Annotated in this window: 28 protein-coding genes; 13 read left to right on the top strand and 15 right to left on the bottom strand. The window is 70.8% G+C overall.

The annotated features are described in order from the left end of the window. The first annotated feature begins 6 nt into the window (after positions 1 to 6). Genes ACIRSS_RS17115 through ACIRSS_RS17105 form a run of 3 tightly spaced genes read left to right on the top strand, consistent with a single transcriptional unit; the run spans position 7 to position 2887 of the window. Positions 7 to 1503 (top strand): alpha/beta hydrolase, encoded by a 1497-nt coding sequence (locus tag ACIRSS_RS17115; protein WP_400895742.1) that lies wholly within the window; start codon positions 7 to 9, stop codon positions 1501 to 1503. Further along, entirely contained in the window at positions 1500 to 1970 is a 471-nt protein-coding gene (gene moaC, locus ACIRSS_RS17110; RefSeq protein WP_285476874.1) for a cyclic pyranopterin monophosphate synthase MoaC, read from the top strand. The genes ACIRSS_RS17115 and moaC overlap by 4 nt, the downstream gene beginning before the upstream one ends. Then, entirely contained in the window at positions 1967 to 2887 is a 921-nt protein-coding gene (locus ACIRSS_RS17105; RefSeq protein ID WP_400895740.1) for a molybdenum cofactor biosynthesis protein MoaE, read from the top strand. The genes moaC and ACIRSS_RS17105 overlap by 4 nt, the downstream gene beginning before the upstream one ends. Positions 2888 to 3183: 296 nt before the next feature. Here ACIRSS_RS17105 and ACIRSS_RS17100 read toward each other — a convergent pair whose 3' ends face one another. From ACIRSS_RS17100 to moaA, 3 genes are all read right to left on the bottom strand, one after another. After that, positions 3184 to 3813 carry a transglycosylase family protein gene (locus ACIRSS_RS17100; protein WP_400895737.1) on the bottom strand — a complete coding sequence of 210 codons (630 nt, stop codon included), beginning with the start codon at positions 3811 to 3813 and terminating at the stop codon, positions 3184 to 3186. Between the two features lie 1132 nt (positions 3814 to 4945). Continuing rightward, positions 4946 to 5206 (bottom strand): MoaD/ThiS family protein, encoded by a 261-nt coding sequence (locus tag ACIRSS_RS17095; protein WP_400895735.1) that lies wholly within the window; start codon positions 5204 to 5206, stop codon positions 4946 to 4948. A 1-nt stretch (position 5207) separates the two neighbouring features. After that, the gene (gene moaA / locus ACIRSS_RS17090; protein ID WP_400895733.1) at positions 5208 to 6215 is read right to left on the bottom strand and encodes a GTP 3',8-cyclase MoaA; all 1008 of its coding nucleotides are present in this window, start codon (positions 6213 to 6215) and stop codon (positions 5208 to 5210) included. 150 nt (positions 6216 to 6365) lie between these two features. Between moaA and ACIRSS_RS17085 the strand changes: the two genes are divergently transcribed. The 5 genes from ACIRSS_RS17085 (at position 6366) to ACIRSS_RS17065 (ending at position 10045) form a co-directional block, all read left to right on the top strand. Further along, positions 6366 to 6845 (top strand): MarR family winged helix-turn-helix transcriptional regulator, encoded by a 480-nt coding sequence (locus ACIRSS_RS17085; protein ID WP_400895731.1) that lies wholly within the window; start codon positions 6366 to 6368, stop codon positions 6843 to 6845. Between the two features lie 33 nt (positions 6846 to 6878). Then, positions 6879 to 7283: a helix-turn-helix transcriptional regulator gene (locus ACIRSS_RS17080; RefSeq protein WP_364452110.1), complete on the top strand. Its 405-nt coding sequence runs from the start codon at positions 6879 to 6881 to the stop codon at positions 7281 to 7283. A 59-nt stretch (positions 7284 to 7342) separates the two neighbouring features. Further along, a complete protein-coding gene (modA, locus tag ACIRSS_RS17075; protein WP_400895729.1) occupies positions 7343 to 8155 on the top strand; it encodes a molybdate ABC transporter substrate-binding protein in 813 nt (270 codons plus the stop codon). A gap of 61 nt (positions 8156 to 8216) precedes the next feature. Next, entirely contained in the window at positions 8217 to 8981 is a 765-nt protein-coding gene (locus ACIRSS_RS17070; RefSeq protein WP_400895727.1) for an ABC transporter permease, read from the top strand. Continuing rightward, a complete protein-coding gene (locus ACIRSS_RS17065; protein WP_400895724.1) occupies positions 8978 to 10045 on the top strand; it encodes a sulfate/molybdate ABC transporter ATP-binding protein in 1068 nt (355 codons plus the stop codon). The genes ACIRSS_RS17070 and ACIRSS_RS17065 overlap by 4 nt, the downstream gene beginning before the upstream one ends. A gap of 2 nt (positions 10046 to 10047) precedes the next feature. On the opposite strand, the gene ACIRSS_RS17060 is transcribed toward ACIRSS_RS17065, so the two are convergent. Beyond that, a complete protein-coding gene (locus ACIRSS_RS17060; protein WP_400895721.1) occupies positions 10048 to 11820 on the bottom strand; it encodes a multicopper oxidase family protein in 1773 nt (590 codons plus the stop codon). A gap of 192 nt (positions 11821 to 12012) precedes the next feature. Here ACIRSS_RS17060 and ACIRSS_RS17055 point away from each other — a divergent pair, with 192 nt between their 5' ends. Together ACIRSS_RS17055 and ACIRSS_RS17050 are read left to right on the top strand one after the other, a co-directional pair. Beyond that, the gene (locus ACIRSS_RS17055) at positions 12013 to 12807 is read left to right on the top strand and encodes an HAD-IIA family hydrolase (RefSeq protein ID WP_400895719.1); all 795 of its coding nucleotides are present in this window, start codon (positions 12013 to 12015) and stop codon (positions 12805 to 12807) included. Positions 12808 to 12844: 37 nt separating this feature from the next. Beyond that, positions 12845 to 13645, top strand: coding sequence for a metallophosphoesterase (locus ACIRSS_RS17050; RefSeq protein ID WP_400895716.1), 801 nt, complete (start codon positions 12845 to 12847; stop codon positions 13643 to 13645). Here ACIRSS_RS17050 and ACIRSS_RS17045 read toward each other — a convergent pair. From ACIRSS_RS17045 to ACIRSS_RS16995, 11 genes are all read right to left on the bottom strand, one after another. Then, positions 13642 to 14016: a YccF domain-containing protein gene (locus tag ACIRSS_RS17045; protein WP_400895714.1), complete on the bottom strand. Its 375-nt coding sequence runs from the start codon at positions 14014 to 14016 to the stop codon at positions 13642 to 13644. The two genes, ACIRSS_RS17050 and ACIRSS_RS17045, sit on opposite strands and share 4 nt — an antisense overlap. Beyond that, complete coding sequence (locus ACIRSS_RS17040; protein ID WP_400895711.1) at positions 14016 to 14771, bottom strand: PhzF family phenazine biosynthesis protein; 756 nt, start codon at positions 14769 to 14771, stop codon at positions 14016 to 14018. Before ACIRSS_RS17040 ends, ACIRSS_RS17045 begins: the two co-directional genes overlap by 1 nt. A gap of 65 nt (positions 14772 to 14836) precedes the next feature. Next, complete coding sequence (locus ACIRSS_RS17035; protein WP_400895709.1) at positions 14837 to 16249, bottom strand: hypothetical protein; 1413 nt, start codon at positions 16247 to 16249, stop codon at positions 14837 to 14839. Positions 16250 to 16263: 14 nt separating this feature from the next. Continuing rightward, positions 16264 to 16833 carry a DUF3558 family protein gene (locus ACIRSS_RS17030; protein ID WP_400895706.1) on the bottom strand — a complete coding sequence of 190 codons (570 nt, stop codon included), beginning with the start codon at positions 16831 to 16833 and terminating at the stop codon, positions 16264 to 16266. A 5-nt stretch (positions 16834 to 16838) separates the two neighbouring features. Then, on the bottom strand, positions 16839 to 17354 hold the full coding sequence (locus ACIRSS_RS17025; protein WP_400895704.1) for a hypothetical protein: 516 nt from the start codon (positions 17352 to 17354) through the stop codon (positions 16839 to 16841). Positions 17355 to 17397: 43 nt separating this feature from the next. Then, complete coding sequence (locus tag ACIRSS_RS17020; protein ID WP_400895702.1) at positions 17398 to 18090, bottom strand: ESX secretion-associated protein EspG; 693 nt, start codon at positions 18088 to 18090, stop codon at positions 17398 to 17400. Positions 18091 to 18123: 33 nt separating this feature from the next. After that, positions 18124 to 19350 carry a hypothetical protein gene (locus ACIRSS_RS17015; RefSeq protein WP_400895699.1) on the bottom strand — a complete coding sequence of 409 codons (1227 nt, stop codon included), beginning with the start codon at positions 19348 to 19350 and terminating at the stop codon, positions 18124 to 18126. Then, the gene (locus ACIRSS_RS17010; protein ID WP_400895696.1) at positions 19347 to 19784 is read right to left on the bottom strand and encodes a hypothetical protein; all 438 of its coding nucleotides are present in this window, start codon (positions 19782 to 19784) and stop codon (positions 19347 to 19349) included. Before ACIRSS_RS17010 ends, ACIRSS_RS17015 begins: the two co-directional genes overlap by 4 nt. Continuing rightward, on the bottom strand, positions 19781 to 20356 hold the full coding sequence (locus tag ACIRSS_RS17005; RefSeq protein WP_400895693.1) for a 4Fe-4S single cluster domain-containing protein: 576 nt from the start codon (positions 20354 to 20356) through the stop codon (positions 19781 to 19783). The genes ACIRSS_RS17010 and ACIRSS_RS17005 overlap by 4 nt, the downstream gene beginning before the upstream one ends. After that, positions 20344 to 20559 carry a DUF2997 domain-containing protein gene (locus tag ACIRSS_RS17000; RefSeq protein WP_360468238.1) on the bottom strand — a complete coding sequence of 72 codons (216 nt, stop codon included), beginning with the start codon at positions 20557 to 20559 and terminating at the stop codon, positions 20344 to 20346. The genes ACIRSS_RS17005 and ACIRSS_RS17000 overlap by 13 nt, the downstream gene beginning before the upstream one ends. Beyond that, positions 20556 to 22172, bottom strand: a complete 1617-nt coding sequence (locus ACIRSS_RS16995; RefSeq protein ID WP_400895691.1) for an AAA family ATPase — start codon at positions 22170 to 22172, stop codon at positions 20556 to 20558. The genes ACIRSS_RS17000 and ACIRSS_RS16995 overlap by 4 nt, the downstream gene beginning before the upstream one ends. An 84-nt stretch (positions 22173 to 22256) precedes the next feature. On the opposite strand from ACIRSS_RS16995, the gene ACIRSS_RS16990 reads away from it, so the two are divergent. The 3 genes from ACIRSS_RS16990 to ACIRSS_RS16980 are packed head-to-tail and all read left to right on the top strand — an operon-like array spanning position 22257 to position 23975. Then, complete coding sequence (locus ACIRSS_RS16990; RefSeq protein ID WP_400895688.1) at positions 22257 to 22598, top strand: PadR family transcriptional regulator; 342 nt, start codon at positions 22257 to 22259, stop codon at positions 22596 to 22598. Further along, positions 22595 to 23338: a hypothetical protein gene (locus ACIRSS_RS16985; RefSeq protein ID WP_400895685.1), complete on the top strand. Its 744-nt coding sequence runs from the start codon at positions 22595 to 22597 to the stop codon at positions 23336 to 23338. Before ACIRSS_RS16990 ends, ACIRSS_RS16985 begins: the two co-directional genes overlap by 4 nt. 16 nt (positions 23339 to 23354) lie before the next feature. Continuing rightward, on the top strand, positions 23355 to 23975 hold the full coding sequence (locus tag ACIRSS_RS16980) for a hypothetical protein (protein ID WP_400895683.1): 621 nt from the start codon (positions 23355 to 23357) through the stop codon (positions 23973 to 23975). Positions 23976 to 24006: the final 31 nt, after the last annotated feature.

Here is a 24006-nt window from a genome sequence, read left to right as displayed (position 1 = left end):
ACCGAAATGCGGAGGATCTCGCTGGTCGCGGCGGTGGCCGTCGTGGTGGCCTCGGTGGTGCCGGGCGTGGCCCAGGCGGCGCCGGCCGCGCTGACCTGGGGCGCGTGCCCGGCGGACGTCACCGCGCCGGGCCTGGAGTGCTCGACGCTCGACGTCCCGCTGGACTACCGGAAACCGGACGGCACCCGGATCCGGGTCGCGATCTCGCGGCTGAAGAGCGCGAACCCGGCCGCGCGGCGCGGGATCCTGCTGACCAACCCGGGCGGCCCCGGTGGCCCGGGCCTGAACCTGCCGGGGCTCCTGAAGCTCGCCGGGCTGTCGCAGAGCGTCCTGGACGCCTACGACATCATCGGGTTCGACCCGCGCGGGGTCGGCCACAGCACGCCGGTGACGTGCGATTTGACGCCCGCGCAGCAGGTGAGCAACGTGCCGCCGTACGCGCTGAACCCGGCCGACGTCGCCGTGCGCGCCGAGTACGCGAAGGGCGTGGCTCGGCAGTGCGGTGCTTCGCCGACGGCGTCGATGCTGCCGTACGTCACGACCGCGAACACCGCCCGCGACATGGACCGGATCCGCGCCGCGCTGGGCGAGCCGAAGCTGTCGTACTTCGGCATCTCGTACGGCACGTACCTCGGCGCGGTCTACACGACGCTGTTCCCGCAGCACAGCGACCGGATCCTGCTCGACAGCAACCTCGGCCCGGGCGGCCTGGACGTCACCGGCTCGCGGATGTTCGCCCAGGGGTTCGAGGACCGGTTCCCGGACTTCGCGGCGTTCGCCGTGGCGCACCCCGAGTACGCGCTGGGCACGACGCCGGCGCAGGTGCGGGCGAAGTACTTCGCCCTGGCGGCGCGGCTGGACGCTTCGCCGAACTCCCAGGGCGTCGACGGCAAGCTGTTCCGGCAGATCACGTTCGGCATGTTCTACAGCGACCGCACGCTGCCGTACCTGGCCACGGCGTGGCACGCGCTCGACACCGGGCAGCCGATCCCGCCGCTGCCCGGTGGCCAGATCCCGGGCATCGAGAACCTGCTTTCGAGCCAGCTGTACGTCGTGTGCGGCGACTCGGACTGGCCGGAATCGGTGTGGGCGTACCAGAAGAACGTGGCGGTCGACCGGTTGCGCCACCCGATGTTCGGCGCAGCGGCGGCCAACGTCTGGCCGTGCGCGTTCTGGCCGTCGGACCCGGTGGAGCCGCCGGTGCGGATCGGCGACCGCGGCCCGTCGGACGTGCTGATGCTGCAGAACCTCCGCGACCCCGCGACCCCGCTGGCGGGCGCGCTCCGGCTGCGCCGGGCCTTCGGGGACCGGGCCCGCGTGGTCACCGCGGACCAGGGCGGCCACGGCGTCTACTTCAACGCCAACACGTGCGCGAACGACGCGGCGACGGCGTTCCTGGCCACGGGCGTCCGCCCAGCGCGGGATCTCGCGTGCGCGGCGGAGCCCGCCCGGCCCGTGCCCACCGACGCACTGCGCGTGCTCGGAAGTAGCCTCGGCATGTGAGTGAACTCAGCCACGTCGACGAGACCGGCGCCGCCCGGATGGTCGACGTCTCCGGCAAGACCGCCACCGCGCGCACCGCGCTCGCCGCCGGGACCGTGCGGACCACCGCCGAGGTGCTCCGCCTGCTGGCCACCGACGGCCTCCCCAAGGGCGACGCCCTCGCCACCGCGCGCATCGCCGGGATCATGGGCGCCAAGCGCGTCCCCGAGCTGATCCCGCTGTGCCACCAGATCGCGCTGTCCGGGGTCAAGGTCGAGTTCACGCTCGGCGAGGCCGAGGTCGGCATCCGCGCGACGGCGAAGACCACCGACGTCACCGGCGTCGAGATGGAAGCGCTGACCGCGGTCGCGGTGGCCGGGCTGACGCTGCACGACATGATCAAGGCCGTCGACCCGGCGGCGACGCTGGACGACGTCCGCCTGCTCCGCAAGGACGGCGGCAAGACCGGGACCTGGGAGCGGCCGTGAAGCGCACCGCACGCGTGATCGTGGCGTCCAACCGCGCCGCGAAGGGCGTCTACGAGGACAAGACGGGCCCGGTGATCGTCGCCTGGCTGGCCGGACGCGGGTACGACGTGCCGGCGCCGGTCGTCGTCGAGGACGGCGACCCGGTGGGCGTCGCGCTGCGGGCCGCGCTCGCCGACGACGTCGCCGTCGTGCTCACCACCGGCGGTACCGGTATCTCGCCGACCGACCGCACTCCGGACGTCACGCGCGCGGTCCTCGACCACGAGCTGCCGGGCGTCGCGGACGCGATCCGCGCGGCGGGGCTGCCCAAGGTCCCGACGGCGGTGCTTTCGCGCGGTGTCGCGGGCGTGGCGGGGCGCACCCTGGTCGTGAACCTCCCGGGCTCCAGCGGCGGTGTGAAGGACGGCCTGGGCGTGCTGGACGGCATCCTGGACCACGCGGTCGACCAGCTGGCCGGGGGCGACCACCCGCGGCCGGCGGTGGCGCCGGTGCCGGTGCGCGTGGTGCGGGCCCTCGTCACCGAGGAGACGCTGTCGGTCGAGGAGCACGCGCGGCTGGTGGAGGACGACGCGGCGGGCGCGGTGGTGACGTTCGCGGGCGTGGTCCGCGACCACGACGGCGGCAAGGGCGTGCGCGACCTGACGTACGAGGGCCACCCGAGCGCGGGTGACGTGATCGCCGAGGTCGTGGCCGACTTGTCGACTCGCTGGACGGGCGTCCGGGCGGTGGCGGTGAGCCACCGCGTCGGTCACCTGGCGATCGGCGACGTGGCGCTGGCGTGCGCGGTGGCGGCGGAGCACCGCGGCCAGGCGTTCTCGGCGTGCTCGGACCTGGTGGACGAGGTCAAGGCCCGGCTGCCGGTCTGGAAGCACCAGCACTTCACCGACGGCACGGACGAGTGGGTCAACTCGCCGTAACCCGGAAGACGGCGCCGCGGCCAGCTCGGGGTTTGGTCCCCTGGGCGGCTCACCGGCCGGCGGGAGCGGGTCCGCGGGCTCTGAGGGCTCGCAGACGGCCTGGCGCGACGGCTCGCGGCCTCGGCGACAGGTCTAGGCCATTCGCGCGCTCTGAGGGCCGCTCAGGCGGCGTTGCCGGCCGGCGGCCGGCTCCGCACCTCGGAAACGCGCAAGCCCTCCACCGCCCGGGGGATCGGCGGTGGAGGGCTGAGCAGTCACGGCTCGAGGCCGGACCTACGCATCGCTGCGCGCGATCGTCACTTGGTGGCGATCTTCTGGCCGACGAGGATCATGTCCGCGTTCGGGATGTACTTCGCGTTCAGGTCCTGCAGCTTCTGGTAGCCGCCCTGGACGTTGAACTGCTTGGCGATCTTGGACAGCGTGTCGCCCGCCACGACGGTGTAGTCACCGGCCGGGTTGGAGCTGGCCACGCCGGTCGCCGCCGGAGCCGCCGCCTGCTTCGGGGCGGTCACGGTCTTCTTCGGGGTCGACTGCTTGGTGGTCGTCTTGTGGGTGGACTTCGGGGCCGTCGACGAGCCGCCGCCGCCCTTCTTGCCACAGACGGGCCACGCGCCGATGCCCTGGCCCTGCAGGACCCGCTCGGCCACGGCGATCTGCTGCTCGCGGGACGCGCCCTGCGGGCTGCCGGTGCCGCCGTAGGCCTTCCAGGTGCTCTGCGTGAACTGCAGGCCGCCGTAGTAGCCGTTGCCGGTGCTGGTGCTCCAGTTGCCGCCGCTCTCGCACTGCGCGATGGCGTCCCAGTTGGTCGCCGACGCGGGGGTCGCGGCGATAGCGAGGGGAGCGCCGACCGCAATGCCCGCGATGGCGACGCGAGCGACGGTGCGGGTGGCAGCGGACATCTTGCGGTGCTTGCCTCGGTAAGACATTTGGATGCTTCTCGGTTTTCCTGCGCCTACGAGCACGTGCTGAGGGTCAGGATCGGGGTCCTGGCGCCGGCCGTCTCAGACCGGCGGGCGAGTCCGACGCACGGCGCGTCTTCGTCGTCCCCTCGTCCCTGTCCGGAAATGCTTTCGCTCGGGGTATGGGTCCGGGATTCCGTTGGACAGGGCTAGGCGCTACGGATTCCCGGTCGTGCTGGTTGGTCGGGGCCAACCGAAAAGCGACGGTACGTAACGAGAGCCGTGATCGGAAATTATTCGGGGCGTGACCTACGTCACAGTAACAGCACGCAACCCCCATCGATGCCGATGTTTGCGCAGGTCAGCGGGCCGTTATCTGCCCGTTTCCTTGTCGAGATAAAACACGGATCGTGAGGCTTGCATCACGTGTTTTGCGCGGCGAATGGCCCATTCGCGACGCCCGGCCGCGAAGGGAAGCGCGCATCTTATGACGGCTCACGAGACGACGCCAGACTTGACAACTCCGCCTCATGTGCCCCAGGAGTCACGGTAGTCCCACCTGTTAGTGGGGTTTGAATGCACCGCCGAGAGCGTGCGGACCCGTGCGGCCGCCCGGTGGGGGCCACGCACCGCAACGGACCAGGCGAAACGGGTCACCGGAAGGCGTGGCGGCGGAGCGCGATCAGCTTCTCGCGAACAGCCGGAATTGATGACGCGCCACGCCGAGGGGTGGCAGGGGCTTCGCCGAGCGGTCCCCGGCGACGCGCGACCGGTCGGCTGTTTATAGGGAGGGCGAACTCAGGGTCGACGCCGGGAGGGCCCCGGTGGCCAGGCAAATGCCTGCGCGCCCCGCCCTGGGCAGGGGTGCGGGGCTGCTGGCGGATCGGCAGGGCGGGGTCTATGTGCCCGAGTTCGGAGGGGCGGGTCGCTGGGGCGGGGTCGACAGGCCTGCGGTCAAGAGTGCGGGCCGCTGCCGGGCCGGCGGGGCGGGTCGACAGGCCCCCGGTCAGGGTGCGGGCCGCCAGCGGATCGGCAGGGCCGGGTCGACCTGCCCGAGGTCAGAGGGGCGGGCCGCCGCCGGGCCGGGTCGCCATGCTTGCGGTCAGGAGTCCCGGCCCGCCGACGGGCCGGGAAGGGCCGCCGCATCCCAGCAGGCGGCTCAGCCGCCCGCGAAGGGCGGCAGGACGTCCAGCTCGGCACCATCCCGCAGCCCGCGCCCCGGATCCCGCACCGCGACCCCGTCCAACAGGTAACTCGCCGCGTCGAGGACCCGCGGCAACGCCACCGGGTGAAGCCGCCGCAGCTCAGCGACCGCGTCGCCCACCGAAGCGCCCTCCGGGAGCTGGACCTTCTCCTCTTCTTCCCCCGCCGCGGCCCGCGCCGAGGCGAAGTACCGCACCACGATGGTCAGAGTCGACATCTCAGCCGCCGATCGCGCTCATCGGCCGGATCGGCTGCGCGAACCCGGCGTCGTTGATCTCGTGTCCCGCGAGCTTGCCCCACATCGTCGCGCGCCAGGCGTCGGCAATCTCTTCATCGCGCGCGCCCGCGCGCGCGAGGGAGCGCAAGTCCGTCTCGTCGTTGCTGAACAAGCAGGAGCGCACCGCGCCGTCGGCCGTCAGGCGCGTGCGCTCGCACGCCGCGCAGAACGGCCGGGTCACCGACGCGATCACGCCGACGTCGCCGGGGCCGCCGTCGACCAGCCAGCGCTCGGCCGGCGCGCCACCCCGCGCTGCCGGGAACGGCGTCAGCTCGAACTCCGCCTCCAGCATCGAAAGGATCTCCGCCGCGGTGATCATCTCGCCGCGGTTCCAGCCGTGCTGGGCGTCCAACGGCATCTGCTCGATGAACCGCAGGTGGTAGCCCTCGGCGAGGCAGAACTTCAGCAGCGGCACGGCTTCGGCCTCGTTGACGCCCCGCATGAGCACGGCGTTGACCTTCACCGGCGACATCCCGGCGTCGCGCGCGGCCGCCATGCCGGCCAGCACGTGCGAGAGCCGGTCGCGGCGGGTGATCTCGAGGAACGTCTTGGGGTCGATGGTGTCGAGCGAGACGTTGATGCGGTTCAGCCCGGCCTCGGCGAGGCCCGCGGCGCGGCGAGCCAGCCCGATCCCGTTGGTCGTCATGGACAGCCGGGGCCGCGGCGACAACGCCGTGACCCGCCCGATGATGTCCTCGAGACCTGGCCGCAGCAGCGGTTCGCCGCCGGTGAGCCGGATGTCGGTGACGCCGAGCTGCTCGACGGCGATCCGCATCAGCCGGACCAGTTCGTCGTCGCTCAGCACCTGCTCGCCCGGCATCCAGTCGAGGCCCTCCGCGGGCATGCAGTAGGTGCAGCGCAGGTTGCACCGATCCGTCAGGGAAACCCGCAGATCGGTGGCCACCCGGCCGAAGGTGTCGATGAGTTGGGGGTTCTCGGGCCTGGGCACGCGAGATGACCCTCGTGTACCGGGGACGCGAGGAAACCCGAGATCCACTGCCGTCATTACGCACAGAGTAGCTCCGGAACGAGCGAAGTGACGCGCTCGCTAGGATACTTTGCGGAGTGAGTGGTTCAGTTGCCGAACTAACGAGGGGCTGTGACGGATAAGACTTACCCGGTCACCGAAGAGGAGCTCTTCCGCTTCGCGGAATTGGGCCGCGCGGGCAGCACGTTCACCGTCCTGCGCCACGCGCGGATCGCCGAGCGGATGGGCCTGTCCGGCACCGACCACAAGACGTTCGACCTGGTCATCCAATCGGGCGGACCGTTGACCGCGGGGCGGATCGCCGAGCTGACGGGCCTGTCCACCGGCGCCGTGACCGGCGTCATAGACCGGCTGGAGAAGGTCGGCCTGGTCCGCCGCATGCGCGATCCGGAGGACCGGCGCAAGGTCCTCGTCGAGGTCGTGCCGGGGGCCGCCGACCGGTTCGCGCCGCTCTTCGCGTCGGCCTTCGACACCCTCCGCGACACGCTCGCGCAGTTCTCCCCGGCCGAGCGAAAAGCGATCGAGCGTTATCAGAATGTCATCCTCGAACAGCTTCGCGCCGAAGTCATGCACAATTCGCGCCCCGCGTAGCTTTTCCTCAACTGCGGAGATAATGTCTGCGCCATGCCGCAATTTCGGTTGTCCGAGGCCGCGCGCCTGCTCGGCGTCAGTGACGACACCGTCCGGAGGTGGGTGCGCGCGGGGCAGCTGACCGCGACCGACGACGCCGCCGGCCGCAAGGTCGTCGACGGCGCCCAGCTCGCGGGCTTCGCCCGGGCTCAGGCCTCCGGCCCCGAGGACCCCTCCGCCGTCGGCCGCTCCGCCCGCAACCGGTTCGTCGGGCTGGTCACCGAGGTCATCGCCGACAAGGTGATGGCCCAGGTGGAACTGCAGTGCGGGGCACACCGAGTCGTGTCCCTGATGAGTACGGAAGCCGTCCGCGAGCTGGGCCTGCGCCCGGGAGTGCTCGCGGTCGCGGTGGTCAAGGCGACCACTGTTGTGGTGGAAACACCGGAAGGAAGTCGATGAACAAGCCCGCTTTTCGGGGGTCCGGGTGGCGAAGCCCCCGGCCCGGGGCGAAGCCCCGGATGTCACAGCTCGCTCTCGCCGTCGCGGCCGTCGCCCTGTTCGCGGGCGCGTGCAGCAGCTCGGACGAGCCCAGCACGCAGTCCGGCGGGTCGTCGTCGGTCACCGCGCCCGCGCCGAAGGGTGGCGGCGACGCCGGCACCGGCACGCTCACCGTGTTCGCCGCCGCGTCCCTCACCGAGTCGTTCACCGCACTCGGCAAGGAGTTCGAGGCCCAGCACCCCGGCGTCACCGTGAAGTTCAGCTTCGCGGGCTCGTCCGGCCTGGTCCAGCAGCTGACGAACGGCGCGAAGGCGGACGTCTTCGCCTCGGCCGACCAGGCCAACATGGACAAAGCGGTCCAGGGTGGCGTGATCGACGGGCAGCCGACGGTCTTCGCGACCAACAAGCTCGCCATCGCGGTCGCGCCCGGCAACCCCAAGGGCATCAAGTCCTTCGCGGACCTGAACAAGGCCGGCCTGACCGTCGTCACCTGCGCGCCGCAGGTGCCGTGCGGCTCGGCCACCAAGAAGGTGGAGACCGCCACCGGCGTCACGCTCAAGCCGAAGAGCGAAGAGCAGGACGTCAAGCAGGTGCTGAACAAGGTCCAGTCCGGCGACGCCGACGCGGGCCTGGTCTACGTCACCGACGCCACCTCGGCCGCGGGCAAGGTCGACAAGGTCGACTTCCCCGAGGCGTCCGGCGCGGTCAACAGCTACCCGATCGCCGTGGTCAAGGGCGGCCAGAGCGCCCTGGCCAAGCAGTTCGACGACTTCGTCCTCGGCACCGAGGGCAAGAACGAGCTGACGAAGGTCGGGTTCGGCCCTGCGCAGTAAGCGGCTCTCGAGCGGCCGGCCGGGATCCGTCCCGGCCGGCCGTTCGCGGGTTCCGTGGGTCTTGGGCATTCCCGCCACGCTCGCGCTGGCCCTCGTCGTCCTGCCGGTCGTCGGGCTGCTGGTGCGTTCGGACCTGACGCGGCTGCCGTCGCTGATCGCCACGCCGTCGTCGTGGCACGCGCTGCGGCTGTCGCTCATCACGGCCGCTTTGTCCACTTTGGCCTGCGTGCTGCTCGGCGTCCCGCTGGCCGTCGTCCTCGCCCGGGCCCGCTTCCGCGGGGTCCGGCTGCTGCGGTCGATCGTGCTGCTGCCGCTGGTGCTGCCGCCGGTCGTCGGCGGCCTCGCGCTGCTCTACCTGCTCGGCCGCAAGGGCTTCCTCGGCATGCTGATCACGACGCTGACCGGGGAATCGGTCCCGTTCACGACGACCGCCGTCGTCATCGCGCAGACGTTCGTCGCGATGCCGTTCCTCGTCGTCAGCCTCGAAGGCGCGCTGCGCGGCGCGGGCGACCGCTACGAGCAGGTCGCCGCGACCCTCGGCGCGCGCCCGTGGACCGTCTTCCGGCGCGTCACGCTGCCGCTGCTGCTGCCCGCGCTCGGCTCCGGCGTCGTCCTCAGCTTCGCCCGCGCGCTCGGCGAGTTCGGCGCGACGATCACCTTCGCCGGCAGCCTCGAAGATGTCACGCGGACACTGCCGCTCGAGGTCTACACGCAGGCCGAAGTGGACATCGACAGCGCCGTCGCGTTGTCGCTGCTGCTCATCGTCGTCGCGGTCATCGTGATCGCCGTGGCGCGCCCGCGTTCGTGGGAAGGCGGCCTGCGGTGAGCCTGACCGCCCGGATCGAAGCCGTCCGCGGCTCGTTCTCGCTGGACGTCGACCTCGACGTGCCCACCGGGACGGTGCTGGCGCTGCTCGGCCCGAACGGCTCGGGCAAGTCGACCGTGCTGGGCTGCCTCGCCGGGTTGATCACGCCGACGTCGGCGGAGATCACCGTCGCCGGGCGCGCGCTGGCCGGCGTGGCCCCGCACCGGCGGGGGATCGGCCTGCTGTCCCAGGACGCGCTGCTCTTCCCGCACCTGTCCGCGGCCGACAACGTCGCGTTCTCGCCGCGCTCGACCGGCGCCGGCCGCCGCGCCGCGCGGGAGCGGGCCTTCTACTGGCTGGCCGAAGTGGACGCCGTCTCGCTGGCGGACCGGCGGCCGGGGCAGCTGTCCGGCGGGCAGGCCCAGCGCGTCGCGATCGCCCGGGCGCTGGCCGCCGAGCCGGACCTGCTGCTGCTCGACGAGCCGTTCGCGGCGCTCGACGTCGACGCCGCGCCGGCGATCCGCGGCCTGCTGCGTCGGGTGCTCAAGACGGGACCGACGACGGTGCTCGTCACGCACGACCCGCTGGACGCGCTCGCGCTCGCCGACCACGTCGCGGTGATGAACGGCGGCCGGATCGTCGAACGCGGCCCGACCCGCGAAGTGCTTTCCGCGCCGCGAACGGCGTTCACCGCGCGGATCGCCGGGCTCAACCTCGTCGCCGGGACCGCGGTGACCGACGGCCTGCGGACGGCGTCGGACGAGGTGGTGAGCGGGATCCCCGCCGCCGACGTGGTGCTGGGGGAGCCCGCGGTGGCGGTGTTCCCGCCGAACGCCGTCGCCGTCTACCCGCACGACGGCGAGCACCGCGGCAGCCCGCGCAACACGACCGACGCCGTCGTGGCGGCCCTGGAACCGCACGGGCCGGTGATCCGCCTGCGTGCCGAAGGCGACGGCTGGGCGCACGGCCTGACCGCCGACCTGACACCGGCCGCCGTGGCCGAGCTCGCGCTGGAGCCCGGCTCGGCGGTGACGCTGTCGGTGAAGGCCGCGACCGTGGTGGTGCACCCGGCCGCGGCCTCCTGAGGTCAGCCCTCGTGGTGGTGGCCGCCGCCCGGGTGGACGTGGAACTTCGCGACCTCCGGCGGGTGCACGACGAACGGCCGCATCATGCCCTCGTCCTCGTGGTCGAGGATGTGGCAGTGGAACATGAACTCGCCGGTGCCCCCGCCGAACTGCCCGGCGACGCTCACCCACTGGCCCGGGTTCACGATGATCGTGTCCTTCCAGCCCCCCTCGTACTTCTCCAGCGGGACGTCGGTAAACCCGCTGATCGGCGCCGTCGTCCGCGCCGCCGCCGGGTCGAACGTCGTGGTGAAGCTCCGCCGGAACAGCGCCTGGAACTCCGTCAGGTGGATGTGGATCGGGTGCGAGGGGCCGCCGTTCGCGAGGTGCACCAGGTTCCACACCGCCCACCGGTCGTGGTCGATGAAGATGCCCGTGGTGTCGTCGAAGAGCCGCCCGACCATCCGGAACGTCTTGAGCCCGCCGGCCGGGTCCTGGACCTGGACGATCCCCTCGCCACCCGGGTCGGCGTCGACCTGTTCGAGGTCCCACATCTCCGGGTGGCCGTCCTTGCCGAGCAGCAGCGCGACCCAGACGTGGTCGTGGTCCTCCGGCAGCGTCGTGCCGTGCTGCAGCCGCACGTAGGACGTCGAGATCTTCTCCGGCAGCGTGAACGAGTCGTGCTTCGCGCGGCCGTCCACCCGGAACTCCATGAGGTCCGCCTCGACGGTGCCGAGCCTCGGGTCGGCGTTGCGCAGCTTGAGCTTCTGCCCCTTGAAGCGGCTGAAGTCGATCAGCACGTCGAAGCGCTCGGCCGGCGCGACCGTCAGGCCGTTGCGGGGTAGCTCGGTGGGCACCGGCAGGAGGCCGCCGTCGGTGCCAATCAGGCGGACGGCGTCGTTCACCGGGTTGTTGTTCTCGTCGACCAGGTTCAGCGTGTAGAACCGCGAGTTGGCCGCGTTGAGCAGCCGGAAGCGGTACCACTTCGCGTCGACGTCCAGGTGCGGCCAGATCACGCCGTTCACCAGGTTGAACGGCCCGGAGAACGGGATCATCGGGCCGTTCGGGACGTACGGGAACTTGAACAGCAGCTGCCCGGTGAGCTCGCCGGTCGCCGGGTCGGTGTCGAGGTTCCGGTCGGTGATGATCAGCGGGATCTCGCGGTCGCCGTGCGGCAGGTCGAGCGCGTCCTCCTCGTCGTCGCGGATCAGGTACATCCCGGCCAGGCCGGTGTGGACGTTGAAGCGCGTGATCGCCATGGCGTGGTCGTGGTACCAGAGCGGCATCGCGGGCTGGCGGTTCTGGTACTCGGCCAGCTGCGACGTGCCCTTGAGACCCGCGTTGTGCGCCCAGCCGTCGTTGCCCGCGTTGGTGCGCGCGCCGTGCAGGTGGACGACGGTCCACGCCGGCAGGTCCGCGACGCCGTCGACGATCGAGTAGCCCGGCCGGTCCAGCTCGCGGCCCGGGCGGCTCGTCGGGCCGTCCGCCACCGGCCCCTGAACGGCGACGAGCGGGAACTCGCCCTCGATTTCGTTCGACCACGAAATCCGCAGCTGCTTGCCGCTGCGCACTTCGATCGTCGGACCCGGGAAATGCCCCGCGTACGTCCACAGCGTGCTTTCGGGCAATTGCGAGTGCAGCCGCTGCTGCCGGGTCACCATCGGAATGGTGATCATTTCCCGGGCGCGGGCCCGGAACAGCGGCGGAATCGGCAGTGGGTCGAGGAACTTGGTGAGTCCCCAGTTCGGCCCGGTGGTCGGCGCGGCCGCGGCCGGACGCTCGATGATTTCGGTCATTTGTTCTCCCCCTTCGCGTTCGGGGGCAGGAAGAATTGCGCGACGGCGCAACGCGCCGACGACGTCGAAAAGTATTCCCCCGAACCCCCTCGGTGACCGGGAACGCGACTCCCCTCGCGGTACCGGCAATTCCCACTGTAGCCGTTTTCGCGCTTGGCCGCAGGTGTCTCGCGCGCGTGATAGGTTCCGCGCATGAACGAACGCCGGTGGACGTATCTCTCCGACATGGACGGCGTCCTGGTCAAGGAGGAGCACCTCGTTCCCGGGGCCGACGAGTTCCTCGCCGAGCTGAAGTCGAACGGCATCGACTTCCTGGTGCTGACGAACAACTCGATCTACACCCCGCGTGACCTGCGGGCCCGGCTGGAGCGCACCGGGCTCGAAATCCCGGAGGAGTCGATCTGGACCTCGGCGCTGGCGACCGCGAAGTTCCTGTCGTCGCAGCGGCCGAACGGCTCGGCGTACGTCATCGGCGAAGCGGGCCTGACGACCGCGCTGCACGAGGTCGGCTACGTCCTGACCGAGCGCGACCCGGACTACGTCGTGCTCGGCGAGACCCGCACGTACAGCTTCAGCGCCATCACGCGCGCGATCCGACTGATCGAGGGCGGCGCGAAGTTCATCGCGACCAACCCGGACGCGACCGGCCCGAGCATCGAGGGCTCGATGCCGGCCACCGGGTCCGTCGCGGCGCTGATCGAGAAGGCCACCGGCCGCTCGCCGTACTACGTCGGCAAGCCGAACCCGCTGATGATGCGCTCGGCGCTGCGCCGCCTGGGCGCGCACTCGGAGTCGACGCTGATGATCGGCGACCGGATGGACACCGACGTGCACTCGGGCATCGAGGCCGGCCTGCAGACGATCCTGGTGCTCACCGGCATCTCCACCCCGGAGTCGGCCGAACGCTATCCGTACCGGCCCACACTGGTGATCGACTCGGTGGCTGACCTGATCGGGCGGACCCTGGACCCGTTCGGCGAAGGCTGACCACCGGCGTGGCGGGCGAAGGGCTTATCGTCACCGGATGAGCAACTCCACGTACGTTGTCGGCGACGTGCACGGCCACCGCGACGAGCTGGTCGAGGCACTGCGCGCCGAGGGGTTGGTGGACGACGAGGGCAACTGGTCGGGGGGCGGGGACCAGCTGTGGTTCCTGGGGGACTTCGTCGACCGCGGCCCGGACGGCGTCGGCGCGATCGACCTGGTCATGCGCCTGGAGGAGCAGGCGGCCGAGGCGGGCGGGCAGGTGCAGACGCTGCTGGGCAACCACGAGATCCTGGCGCTGGGGATGTACCACTTCGGCGACGAGCCGGTGCCGTCCGACTTCGGCCCGCGCAGCTTCGCCCGCAGCTGGGAGATCAACGGCGGCCTCCTGTCGGACCAGGACCGGCTGACCCCCGAGCACATCGAGTGGCTGTCCCAGCGTCCGCTGGCCGCGCTGGCGGCCGACCACCTGCTCCTGCACTCGGACACCCTCGAGTACCTGGACTGGGGGTCCACGGTCCCCGAGATCAACGAGGCCGCGGCCGACATCCTGGCCGGCTCGGACATCGAGGCCTGGTGGGACGTCTGGCGCCGGATGACCACGCGGTACGCGTTCCGCGGCCCGGACGGCGAGGAGAACGCCCAGAAGCTGATGGACGCCCTCGGCGGGACCCGGATCGTGCACGGCCACAGCGTCATCGCCGACCAGCTCGGCATCCACCCGACGCAGATCGAGGGACCGTTCCTGTACGCGGGCGGGAAGGCGCTGGGCGTCGACGGCGGGCTGTTCGTCGGCGGGCCGTGTCTCGTGGTGGAGCTGCCGTACGAGCCGGAGTCCTAAGGGATCTCGACGATCTCCTTGCCGAGCGGCATCAGGGACACCGGGATCATCTTGAAGTTCGCCACGCCCAGCGGGATGCCGATGATCGTGACGCACAGGGCGATGCCCGTGAAGATGTGCCCGATGGCCAGCCAGAGCCCGGCGAAGATGAACCAGATGACGTTGCCGAGGAAGGATGCGGTACCGGCGTCCCGCCGGTCGACGACGGTGCGGCCGAACGGCCACAGCGCGTAGTTCGCGATCCGGAACGACGCCAGCCCGAACGGGATGGTGACGATCAGGATGCAGCAGATCACGCCGGCGACCAGGTAGCCCAGGGCCATCCAGAAGCCGCACAGGACGAGCCAGATGATGTTCAGCAGTGTGCGCATCAGACGTGCAGCTCCCCGCTCACGATGGTGACGGCTTGGCCGGCGAGGTGGACGCGGTCGCCGTCCTGGCGAGTCCGGACGATGCCGCCGCGTTGGGAAATCTGGTGTCCGGTGAGTTCCTTGTTCTGGAGCTTTTCGGACCAGTAGGGCGACAGGATGCAGTGCGCCGAGCCGGTGACGGGGTCTTCGTCGATGCCGACGCCCGGCGCGAAGAAGCGGCTGACGTAGTCCGTTTTGTCACCTCGTGCGGTCACCAGCAGACGTCCGGTCCAGGTGTTCTTGAGCTTGGCGAGGTCCGGTTCGATTTTTTTGGCCGTTTCGGCGTCCTTGAGGACGGCGAAGAGGTTCTCGACGCCGCGTCCGACGTACTCGATCTCGACGCCGGGGAGGATCTCGGAGAGGTCGTCGTCGGTCGGCGTCGGCGGGTCGGAGGGGAAGTCCAGCTCGACCCAGCCGCCGTCGGCCTTGGCGCGCAGCTCACCGCTCTTCGTGGTGTAGGTCTGTTCGCCGCCGAGCACGTGGGTGGCGGCGACGGTGGCGTGCCCGCACAGCGCGACCTCGACGGCCGGGGTGAACCACCGGAGCGACTTGGGGCCGTCTTGGGTGGTCACGACGAAGGCGGTCTCGGCGTGCTTCATTTCGGTGGCGACGGCCTGCATCCAGGCCGGGTCGGCGGGCTCGTCGAGCAGGACGACCCCGGCGGAGTTCCCGGCGAAGGCCCGGTCGGTGAAGGCGTCGACGACGAAGAAGCGCATGCTCCCAATGTAGCCCGCGACCTGGGCGTGTTGATCTTTTCTCCGGGAGATTCCGGGGTTGTCCCCTAGGCCTCCCCGATGGTGGGCTTGACGATCTTTTCGCCGTCGGGGCCGCGTTCGGGCTTGAGGTCGAAGACGTCCTCGTCGACGGCGTACTTGTTCTTGTGCTCCTTGTCGTCTTCCTTCTTCTTGCCGGCGGCGCCCGCGGCCCCGGCACCGCCCGCGCCCTTGCCCTTGGCGGCCGCGGCGGCGGTCGCCCCGCGTTCGAGCCGTTCGCCCGCGGCTTTCCCACCGGTTTTGGCGCTTTCCCCGGCGGTTTCCTTCGGGCCACCGGTGTAGCCGCCCCCGGAGACGCGAGAGCCGGCGAACCCGGTCCCGGCCCGCCCGACGCCGGACTTGCCGCGGGTGATGTCGCCGCTGCCGGTGCCACCACCGGTCGTACCGGGCATGGCGAGACCATCGGGAGTCATGCGCGGGAAGGCGCTCGGGCTGGATGTGCCGCGGAAGCCGGTGTTGCCGCCGCTGAAGTTGGTGCCGCCGACGCCGCTGGTGGTCCCGGGCTGGACGAAGTTCGGCGGGGTGGTGCCCGGGGGCGTGGTGCCGGGAGGAATGGCGCCGGGCGGGGTGGTGCCGCCGGGGATGTAGCTGCCGCTCGTTCCGCCGGTGCCACCGGTGCCGCCGATGGTGGGGGTGCCGGTGAAGCTGGTGCTGCTGGTGCCGTGAAAGCCGGAGACGGAGGTGGAGTCGCCGTTCCCGAGCTGCGGGGGAGGCGCGTAGGTGGGCTGCGAGCTGGCGGTTTCGTGGTAGGTGCCATCGAGGTTCTGCAGCACCTGAACGGCTTGCTGGTGCGCGGCATCGGCTTGCTGCTGCTTGGCCTGGATGCCGGCCATGGTGCTGCTCATGCCGATGAGGTTGCCGGAGTTGTACTGCTGCTTGGCCTTGTCGAGCTCGGCTTGCTGATCGAAGCCGGTGGGCTCGGGCATGTTGTTCTTCGCGTAGGACGCGGCAGCGGACTGCTGAGAGTAGTGGTTCGACATGAGCTGCATGGCATTGCCGGTTTGCTCAGTGTGTCCAGCGGTCGTTTGGAAGAAGCCGTTCGCCTGCTCGGCGGCGGGGCCTTGCCACGAGCCACCAGCGGCGGTAGCGGCGTCCCGGAATTGGTTGGAGGCGTCGGCGAGCCAGTTTCCGTAGACGTTGGTCACGTGGCTGCGCTCGTTGATCCCCTCGATGTCGAGGTCTTTGTGGACCATGTCGTACAGCGCCTCGTGCGGCCTGTTCGCGTAGTTGTCTCCGGGGGTCGGCGAGTCCCCGCGCAGGGTCTGCCCCTCTTGAAGGACTTTCCCTTGGGCGACGGAGTAGTCCGACGCTGCCCTTTGAGTCAATTGCTGGGCGTCGCTGTTGCCGTCGAGCTTCTGTGCGGTGGCCGCGTAGTAGTCGCCCTCGGACTGGCGATGCTGCGCCCGGTGCGGCTGACTCATGGCAGAACTCCGTCTCAGTTGGTCTTGGGCAGCTGTGTCTCTACCTTCGGAGCGACTTCTTCGACCAGCTTGCAAGAGGCTTGGGTGTCCCCGCCGGAAGCAATGAGTACCTGTGCGCGAGAACTCGGCTTGACCTCCAGCCACACCCCGCACTGACCCGCCACGTTCAGCGGTTCACGTTCTTCGACCGCGGGCCGACCGTTGACTGTGCCCTCGCTTGCCTGGCTCGGGTTGCCGACGTTGTCGCGGTACCCTCGCCCGGGCTGAAGCGAAACCGCGACATCGGCGCCCTGGCTGCTCACAGTCGAGGGCTTGGAGGCGCGGCAACTTTCCTTGGCGTCCGCGACTGTAGGCACAGCCTTGGGGAAATCCAAACCCGCGAGCGCCTGATCGAGAATGGTGCACGGGTTCAAGCCCGCGAACGGGTTGTCGGGATCGACACTCCCGCTACCTGTCGTCGGCGCCGATGTTCTTGCCGTAGACGAACTGGGTGTCGCCTGACCACCGACCTGGGCGGTACAGGCGGTGAGGCTGAAGGCGGAGGCCAGGATGGCCAACGCGATCGAAACACGTCGTGCGGTCACTACTCCTACAGCCCCTTGTTCAACCGGGAGAAAGCCGTGCTGTGCGCGTCTTCGGTTTCACGATAGTTTTTGCGCGCGATCACCATGGCTTCGCGTGCTTGCCGGACGCCGTCACGCATCTTGATGAGGTTGGGAAGCAGCGAGTCGCCTTCACCGTCGGCCACCTTCACGTTGAAGACAGCGACAGCTTTGGCGTAGTCGCTACCGCCCATCCGGGCTTTCTCCGCCAGAATCCGAAGATCGACGATCATCCTGTCGCAGCCGTCCAGGAAGAAGTCGCAGGCTTTCAAGTACGCCTGGAAACCTTCTTCGTTCACTGCGAACTGACCGCCCTCGGCGAGGGTTTTCAGGTGGCTGCCGGCTTCGCTGGCCCGCTGCGCGGACTCCGAGCTCACCGGCTCGGTGAGCAACCCTGAGATGAAGTTCGACCCGGCGTCCCCCGCTGCGGGTGGGGGTGTGAACGATCCCGGTGCGCCGAATTGCGAACCGCCCATGACGCCCTCCCAGTCGTCCTCCACCACACTGCGTGGTTCCTCGCACTGTACTAGTGACGAACCGGCCGCGTCAGTGGTTCCGGCCACGCTCCAGCAGCCACGTGCGCAGGTGGGAACCATCCGATGGGGTGAACGTCACCCGTGTCTCGTTGCCCGGTAACGACTCGCTGAACATCAGGAACCGGCCGCCCTCGTTGTCGACGAACGTCACCGTCCCCGCCGGCTTCAGCGCCCCCGACGACCGGACCGACAGCTCGAACGTCCCGTACCGGTGCAGCGGCCACGACGAGAACTCCGTCGCCGCGTCGGCGTCGCGGCGGGTGCCCGGCTCGATGAACGTCAGCTCGGCCAGGGGGACCGGGCGGTACGCCGGGAGCATGCCGACCACCAGGTCGACCAGCCGGTCCGGGCGGGTCTGGGCGAACAGGATCTCCTCGCCCGACAGCTCCGAAAACACCCCCAGCCCGTGCCCGATCGCCGCGCGGTAGAACACCTGGCGGCCCTCCTCCGCCGCACGGACGATGATCAGCACGTCCGGCTGGGTCCATGCCCGCAGCGTCTGCTCGACCTCGATGTCCAGCTTGTCCGGACCCGCCAGGCCGCGCGCCCGCATGGACTCCCACGAAGCCGCCGCGATGCGCTCGTTCTCCACCAGGGTCCGGCCCGGGCTGCGGATTTCGAACGGGTGCCAGTTCGCCGGAAGACCGGTACGCCGGACCGCCGTGTCGACCTCAGCCAGGCCCAGTGAGAATTCCTCCGGCACGTCCCCGAGCGTAGCGGAACGGCCACCCCGCGCTCAGATGTCGAGCTGCCGCACGCCCGTCTCGCGGAACGTCACCCGGCCGGCCGTCGCCTGTTTGCGCAAGCGGACGATTTCGTGCGGCTGCAACCCGATCGCGACGCCGAACGCCTCCACGTCCGGGAACCCGCCCAGCCGCTGACGCAGCTCCAGCGCCTTCGTCACCTGCTCCGGGGACAGCAAGCGCGCCAGCTCCGGTCCCGAAGCCGAGTTGACGTCCAAAAGCGGAACAGCAAGCGGAGCCGCAAGCGGAACAGCCACCGGAGCGGGCGCCGGCGGCGGCGCCAGTTCGACGGCGTCCGCCGGCACGTACGCCTCGATCGTGTCGCTCTGTCGCAGTTCCCGGAACGCCAACCCGACCGTGAACGTCCGCATCCCGCCGTTCGTCCGCACCGCGACCCCGTCCCGCGCCAGCGACAGGATCCGCAGGTCCGACGCCACGACCGTGCTCCGCTCGTTGAACGTCGTCCCCGCCGGCCGCAGTACCCGCACCCGCGCGCCGACGGAGAACAGCGAAGGCCGCCCCTCAGGGACTTCGACCGCCGCCACCACGGACCCGTTGGGCAGGTCGTTCACCCCGTGCGCGACGGCGACGCCCTCCCGTCGCTCCAGGTAGTCGTGTTCGGGCTCGTGGAACGTCCTCAGCGCGTCGCCCACCATGGGCGGCGCATCGCACTGGAAGCCCAGCAGCACCGTCCCGGCCTGCCCGGCCGGCAGTTCCGGCACCGGGCCCGGCGCGAACAGCCCGAGCACGCGCATCGGCTGGCCGCCCCGCGACGACGCCGTCAGCGCCCCGAAGCGCAGGACACCGTCGCGGACGAGCACCTGGACGCGGAACCCGGTCAGCTGGTCGTACGCCGGCGCGGTCACCTGGGCGAGCCCCTCCGGCCGGCTCAGGTCCGGGCCGACCCGGTCGTCGGTGTACAGCTCCAGCGAGTCGCCTTTTCCGAGGTCGGCCCGTCCGGCCGCGACGTAGACGTCCTTGACGAACCCGGCGTCGGTCACCGGTTCGACCTCGCTGGAGAAGAACTTCTTCCGCACCATGATCCCGAGGCGCAGGTTGTCCGCCAGGACGCGGTCGCGCCGCAGCAGCCGCGCGCGGGCGCCGCGGACCGCGCGCCCGACGCTGACCTGCCCGCCGGGCAGCTCCCCGAGGCCGGGGACGGTGACCGAGTCGTGGAGCGCCTTCCCGAACTCGACCAGCCCGACCCTGACCTCGGTCACGACGTGGCGGCCAGGGTGACGCTGATCGACTGGTCGGCGTTGACGCGCTCGGATTCGACGACCATGCCGGACCGCGCCGCGCGCTCCTTCAGCCGCGCGAGCACCGAGCGCTGCACCTCCGCCGCGTACGCCTCGTCGACCGACAGCACCAGCCGCTGCGCTTCGGCTTCGGCCAGGCCGGGACCGTCGACGTGCGCCAGTTGAACGCCCTCGGGGCCGTAGACGAACGTGATCCGGCGGCCCTCCCACGCGGCGACGACGGAGTTGCCGTCGTCGGTCACCTGCGCCCGCAGCCCGGTCAGCGCACGGGAAAGGAGGTCGCGGTGGCGCATCCGGGTCCGCACGGTGACCACGCCGGCCTGCGTGTGCGCGGCGATCGTGGCGGCGTTGAGCTGGGCCAGCGCCTCGCTGCGCAGCTTGAGCGTGACACTCATCGGGGATCCCTTTCGAGCAGCGCTTCGAGTACTTCGGTGGTGGCGAACCCGTTCAGCTCGATCGCGCCTTCGGGCGAGATCGTCAGTTCCAGGCGGTTCGGGGTGGTGAAGATCGACTCGTCGTAGCGGTCGGTCAGGAAGTGGAACCGCTGGTTCACCGAGCCGACCCACGGCCGCGACGGCTCCGGCCGATCGGCCAGGAAAGGCCCGTCCACCAGCAGGTCCGTCGAGTCCAGGAGCTTCGACGGCGGCAGGTCCTCCAGGACGTGCCCGGTGAACGTCATCACCGAAAGGCCCGCCGAGCGCACCGCGGCGGCGAAGTGCCCCAGCGGCTCCGGCTGGTCGAACGGCTCGCCGCCCAGCAGCGTGACGCCTTCGATGCCGTCGATCGCCAGCACCCGTGACACCAAGTCCGGCCACGCCAGTCGAAAACCGCCGCGGGTCGTCCACGTCTGCGGGTTGAAGCAGCCGGGGCAGCGCACCGAGCACCCCTGCGTCCACACCGCACACCGCAGGCCGGGGCCTTCGGCCGCGGTGACGTCGACGATCCGGTGGAGGTTCAGGAGTTCCATTGCGACTGCTGCTGCGAAGCCGTGTTCTCCGCGGACGCCGACGTGCGCCGGTAGTCCTCGGTGAACTCCGACGTGACGGTCTCCGCGCCGAGCAGGTCCTCGAGCAGCGGGATGTAGTCGAGGCACTTGGACCCGGTCACGCCGTGCGTTTCGGCGCTGATCGAGCCGTCCTTGCCGATGGTGACGGTCACGCGGTGCGTCATACGTCGATCGTCCTTCCCCTCGGGGACTCCGGCTGCGGCACCGGCTCGGAGACCACTTCGCCGGACGTGTCCGTCGCTGCGACGGCCCGGGTCTGCGCCCAGTTCCGGATGGCCAGGATTTCGTCGGCCTGGGTCACCGACAGCGGCACGGTCGACTTCACCGCCCGCACGAGGTCGTCGCGGCGCAGTGGCCGCTTTTCGGCGAACGCGTCGACCAGGCCGGCCAGCACGGCCTGCTCGATCTCGGCGCCGCTGTAGCCCGCGCTGACGTCGGCGAGCTCGGCGAACAGGGCGTCGTCCAGCCGCAGTTCGCTCGCCACGAACGCGTCGGTGACGCGCTTGCGCAGGTGGATCCGCCAGATCGCGGCGCGCTCGGGCCCGGACGGCAGGTCGACGAAGAAGATCTCGTCGAAGCGGCCCTTGCGGAGGAACTCCGGCGGCAGCGAGTCGACCTGGTTCGCGGTGGCCATCACGAACACCGGCGCCGACTTCTCCTGCATCCACGACAGGAACGTGCCGAACACGCGCCGCGCGGTACCGCCGTCGCCACCGCCGCCCGCGCCGGCGAGGCCCTTCTCGATCTCGTCGACCCACAGCACGCACGGCGCGATGCCTTCGGCGGTGCGGATGACCGTGCGGATGTTCTTCTCGCTGGAGCCGACCAGGCCGGCGAAGACGCGGCCGAGGTCGAGGCGCAGCAGCGGCAGCCGCCACATGTTCGCGACGCAGACGGCGGACAGGCTCTTGCCGCAGCCGGGGACGCCGGTGAGCAGCAGGCCCTTCGGCGCGGCGAGGTTGTACGCCGACGCGGCGGGCGTCCAGGTGCCCGTGCGCTTGGTCAGCCACCGCTTGAGCCGGTCGAGGCCGCCGACGGCGTCGAAGCTCGTTTCCGCCGGGACGATGTCGAGCATCCCGGACCGGCGGACGGCCTGGCGCTTCTCGGCGAGGATCAGCTCGAGGTCGCTGGGGTCGAGCCCGCCGCCCTCGACGAGCGCCCTGGCGAACGCGTTCTCGGCTTCGGGCAGCGTGAGGCCGCGCGCGGCGGCGACGATCATGTCCCGGTCGTCGCGGTCGATGCTGATCCGGACGTTCTGCCGGTGCGCGGCGACCATGCCGTCGAGCAGCTCGCCGATCTGGCGCTGGTCGGGCAGCGGGAAGTCGACGACGGTGGCGTCGTGCTCAAGCTCCGGCGGCACGGGCAGCGACGGCGACACGAGAATGAGGCTCAGCGGGACCGGACGCGTCTTGAACGCGGCGGCGAGCTCGCGCAGCCGGCGCACGACGTCGGGATCGGGCCGGTGCCCGCCTTCGGAGACGAGCGACGGGTGCAGGTCGGCGAAGACGAAGACGGCGGGCTCACCCCAGCCGTAGATCCGTTCGAGTGCGGCGGCCGCGGTGCGGGTCTCGCTGATCGGCGGCCCGCCGGCGGGAGCGAGCCCGGTGGTCGACGACCAGACGTAGACGCGCCGCGGAGTGCGAAGGCGCTGCTGGTCTTCGGCGACGGCGCGGATCTCCCGCAGCACCCGCTGCTCTTCGTGCGTCTCGACGACCAACAGCGGGTAGCGCGCCTGCAGCAACTGGGTCAGCTCATCGCGAAACCCCTGGCCGGCCATCGATCGCCCCCTCGAAAGTCCGTCCGGACCCTACCAGCGCGCTCGTAGGTTGTACTCAACCTAGGGGCTAGGTAGAGTACGATCATGACTCGATCCCGGGAGCCCAGGATGACGCTGCCGACGCAGCTGGTCCTGCGGGTGCTGATGGCCGATCCGGCGAGAGAGCTGTACGGGTTGCAGATCTGCGGCGAAGCAGGGCTGCCCAGCGGCACGATCCACCCGATCCTGGCCCGGCTCGAGCGGGTCGGCTGGTTGTCCAGCCGGTGGGAGACGGTCGACACGCGCGAAGAGGGCCGGCCCCGGCGCCGGTACTACCGCATCGATCCGGCCGCGATGGGGCTCGTGCACGCGGCCCTGCTGCGTGCCGAATCCTCCGCGCAGGGACTCGGCCGCCTGCGGCCGCACCTGGCCGACGGTGCCTCATGAGCAGCGCCGACCAAGTCCTCGTCGTCGCCCGTGCGCTCGCCCAGGACCGCGATCTGGTGGGAGAGCTGGACACGATCTTCACCCAGGCCCAGGCGCTCAACATCGACTTCCGCGGAACCGCACGCCGCCGGCTGCAGGAGCGGGTCCACCAGCTCCTGCGCAACATCGATCGCGAGCGGGCGCTGCTGGACGGGGTCGACGTCCACGCCGCCGCCGACGGCCCGCGAGCCGGGGAGCTCGCGGCCGGCGTCGAACGGAGTCTCGGCCGCGTCGAGGAGCTTGTCGTCTCCTTCGGGCGGACGGTGGAACTGGGCGGCCTCCTCGACCTCGACCACGGGCCCGCGTCGGTCGTTCTCGTGGCCGTGGCGCACGCCCTCGACGACTCCCTGGCCGCGGTCGCGGCCCTGGCTGGGGTGTGCGCGCAACCGGCGGAGCGGGAAGCGTCGAGCGGCGCGCCGGCACGTCGCTCGCCCCTGTGGGCGTCACGGCGCGTGGCGAACTTCGCCGTCCGGCTCCTGCCCTGGGAGGAACGCCAGCGCTACCTCGACGAGTACGTCAGCGAGCTCGACGACTTGGCGCAGACCGAGAACCTCTCCCGGCGCGCTCAGCTGTGGCACGCGCTGCGACTGCTGGCGCGAACCCCGGCGTTGAGGTTCGCGTTGCGCGCCACCGAACCCCAGGCGCCGCAGGCGCGGAGCAAGGCCGTGTCCCGCCTGATCACCGCGTGGACCGATGCTTGACGACGGCGGCGGGCGGATGAGGCGTGCGCGGGCGGCGGTGCACCGGACCGTGCTCGTCGTCGACGTCGAGGAGTACGGGCAGGCGTGGCGGACGACGCCGCACCGGCTCGCGCTGCGGGAGGGCTTGGACCGGGCGCTGCGCCGGGCGTTCGACGACACCGGCGTCGCGCTGGCCGACTGCCGGGTGGAGGACTGCGGAGACGGCGCCTTCATCCTCGTTCCCGCGCAGGTGCCGAAAGGCCCTCTGGTCGAATCGCTGCCGTACGCCTTGGCCGACGCCTTGCGGCAGCACAACAGGAGCCACCCGGCCGAGGAGCGCATCCGGCTGCGGATGGCGCTGCACGCCGGTGAAGTCGCCTTCGACGATCGGGGCGTGACCGCGCCGGCGATCAACAAGGCGTTCCGGCTGCTCGAGGCGCAACCGGTCAAGAACGCGCTGCGGGACTCGCCCGGCGTGCTCGTGGTGATCACCTCCGAATGGTTCTTCGACGAGGTGGTGCGGCACAGCTGCGCGATCGACCCGGCCACGTTCCGGCCCGTGCTGGTCGAGGTGAAGGAGACGGTCACGACCGGCTGGGTCTGCCGTCCCGATCACCCGTACCCCGCTGAGCTGGCTGCGAGCGGGTTCGCTTCCTAGACTCGGGTCGCCCGACGAAGACGTCACTGGG

Origin of the sequence: Amycolatopsis sp. NPDC101161, from assembly GCF_044768185.1 — a bacterium.
Lineage (GTDB): Bacteria > Actinomycetota > Actinomycetes > Mycobacteriales > Pseudonocardiaceae > Amycolatopsis.
Note: the sequence above shows the minus strand (reverse complement) of the source record. Positions and strands in the feature narration are given on the sequence as shown.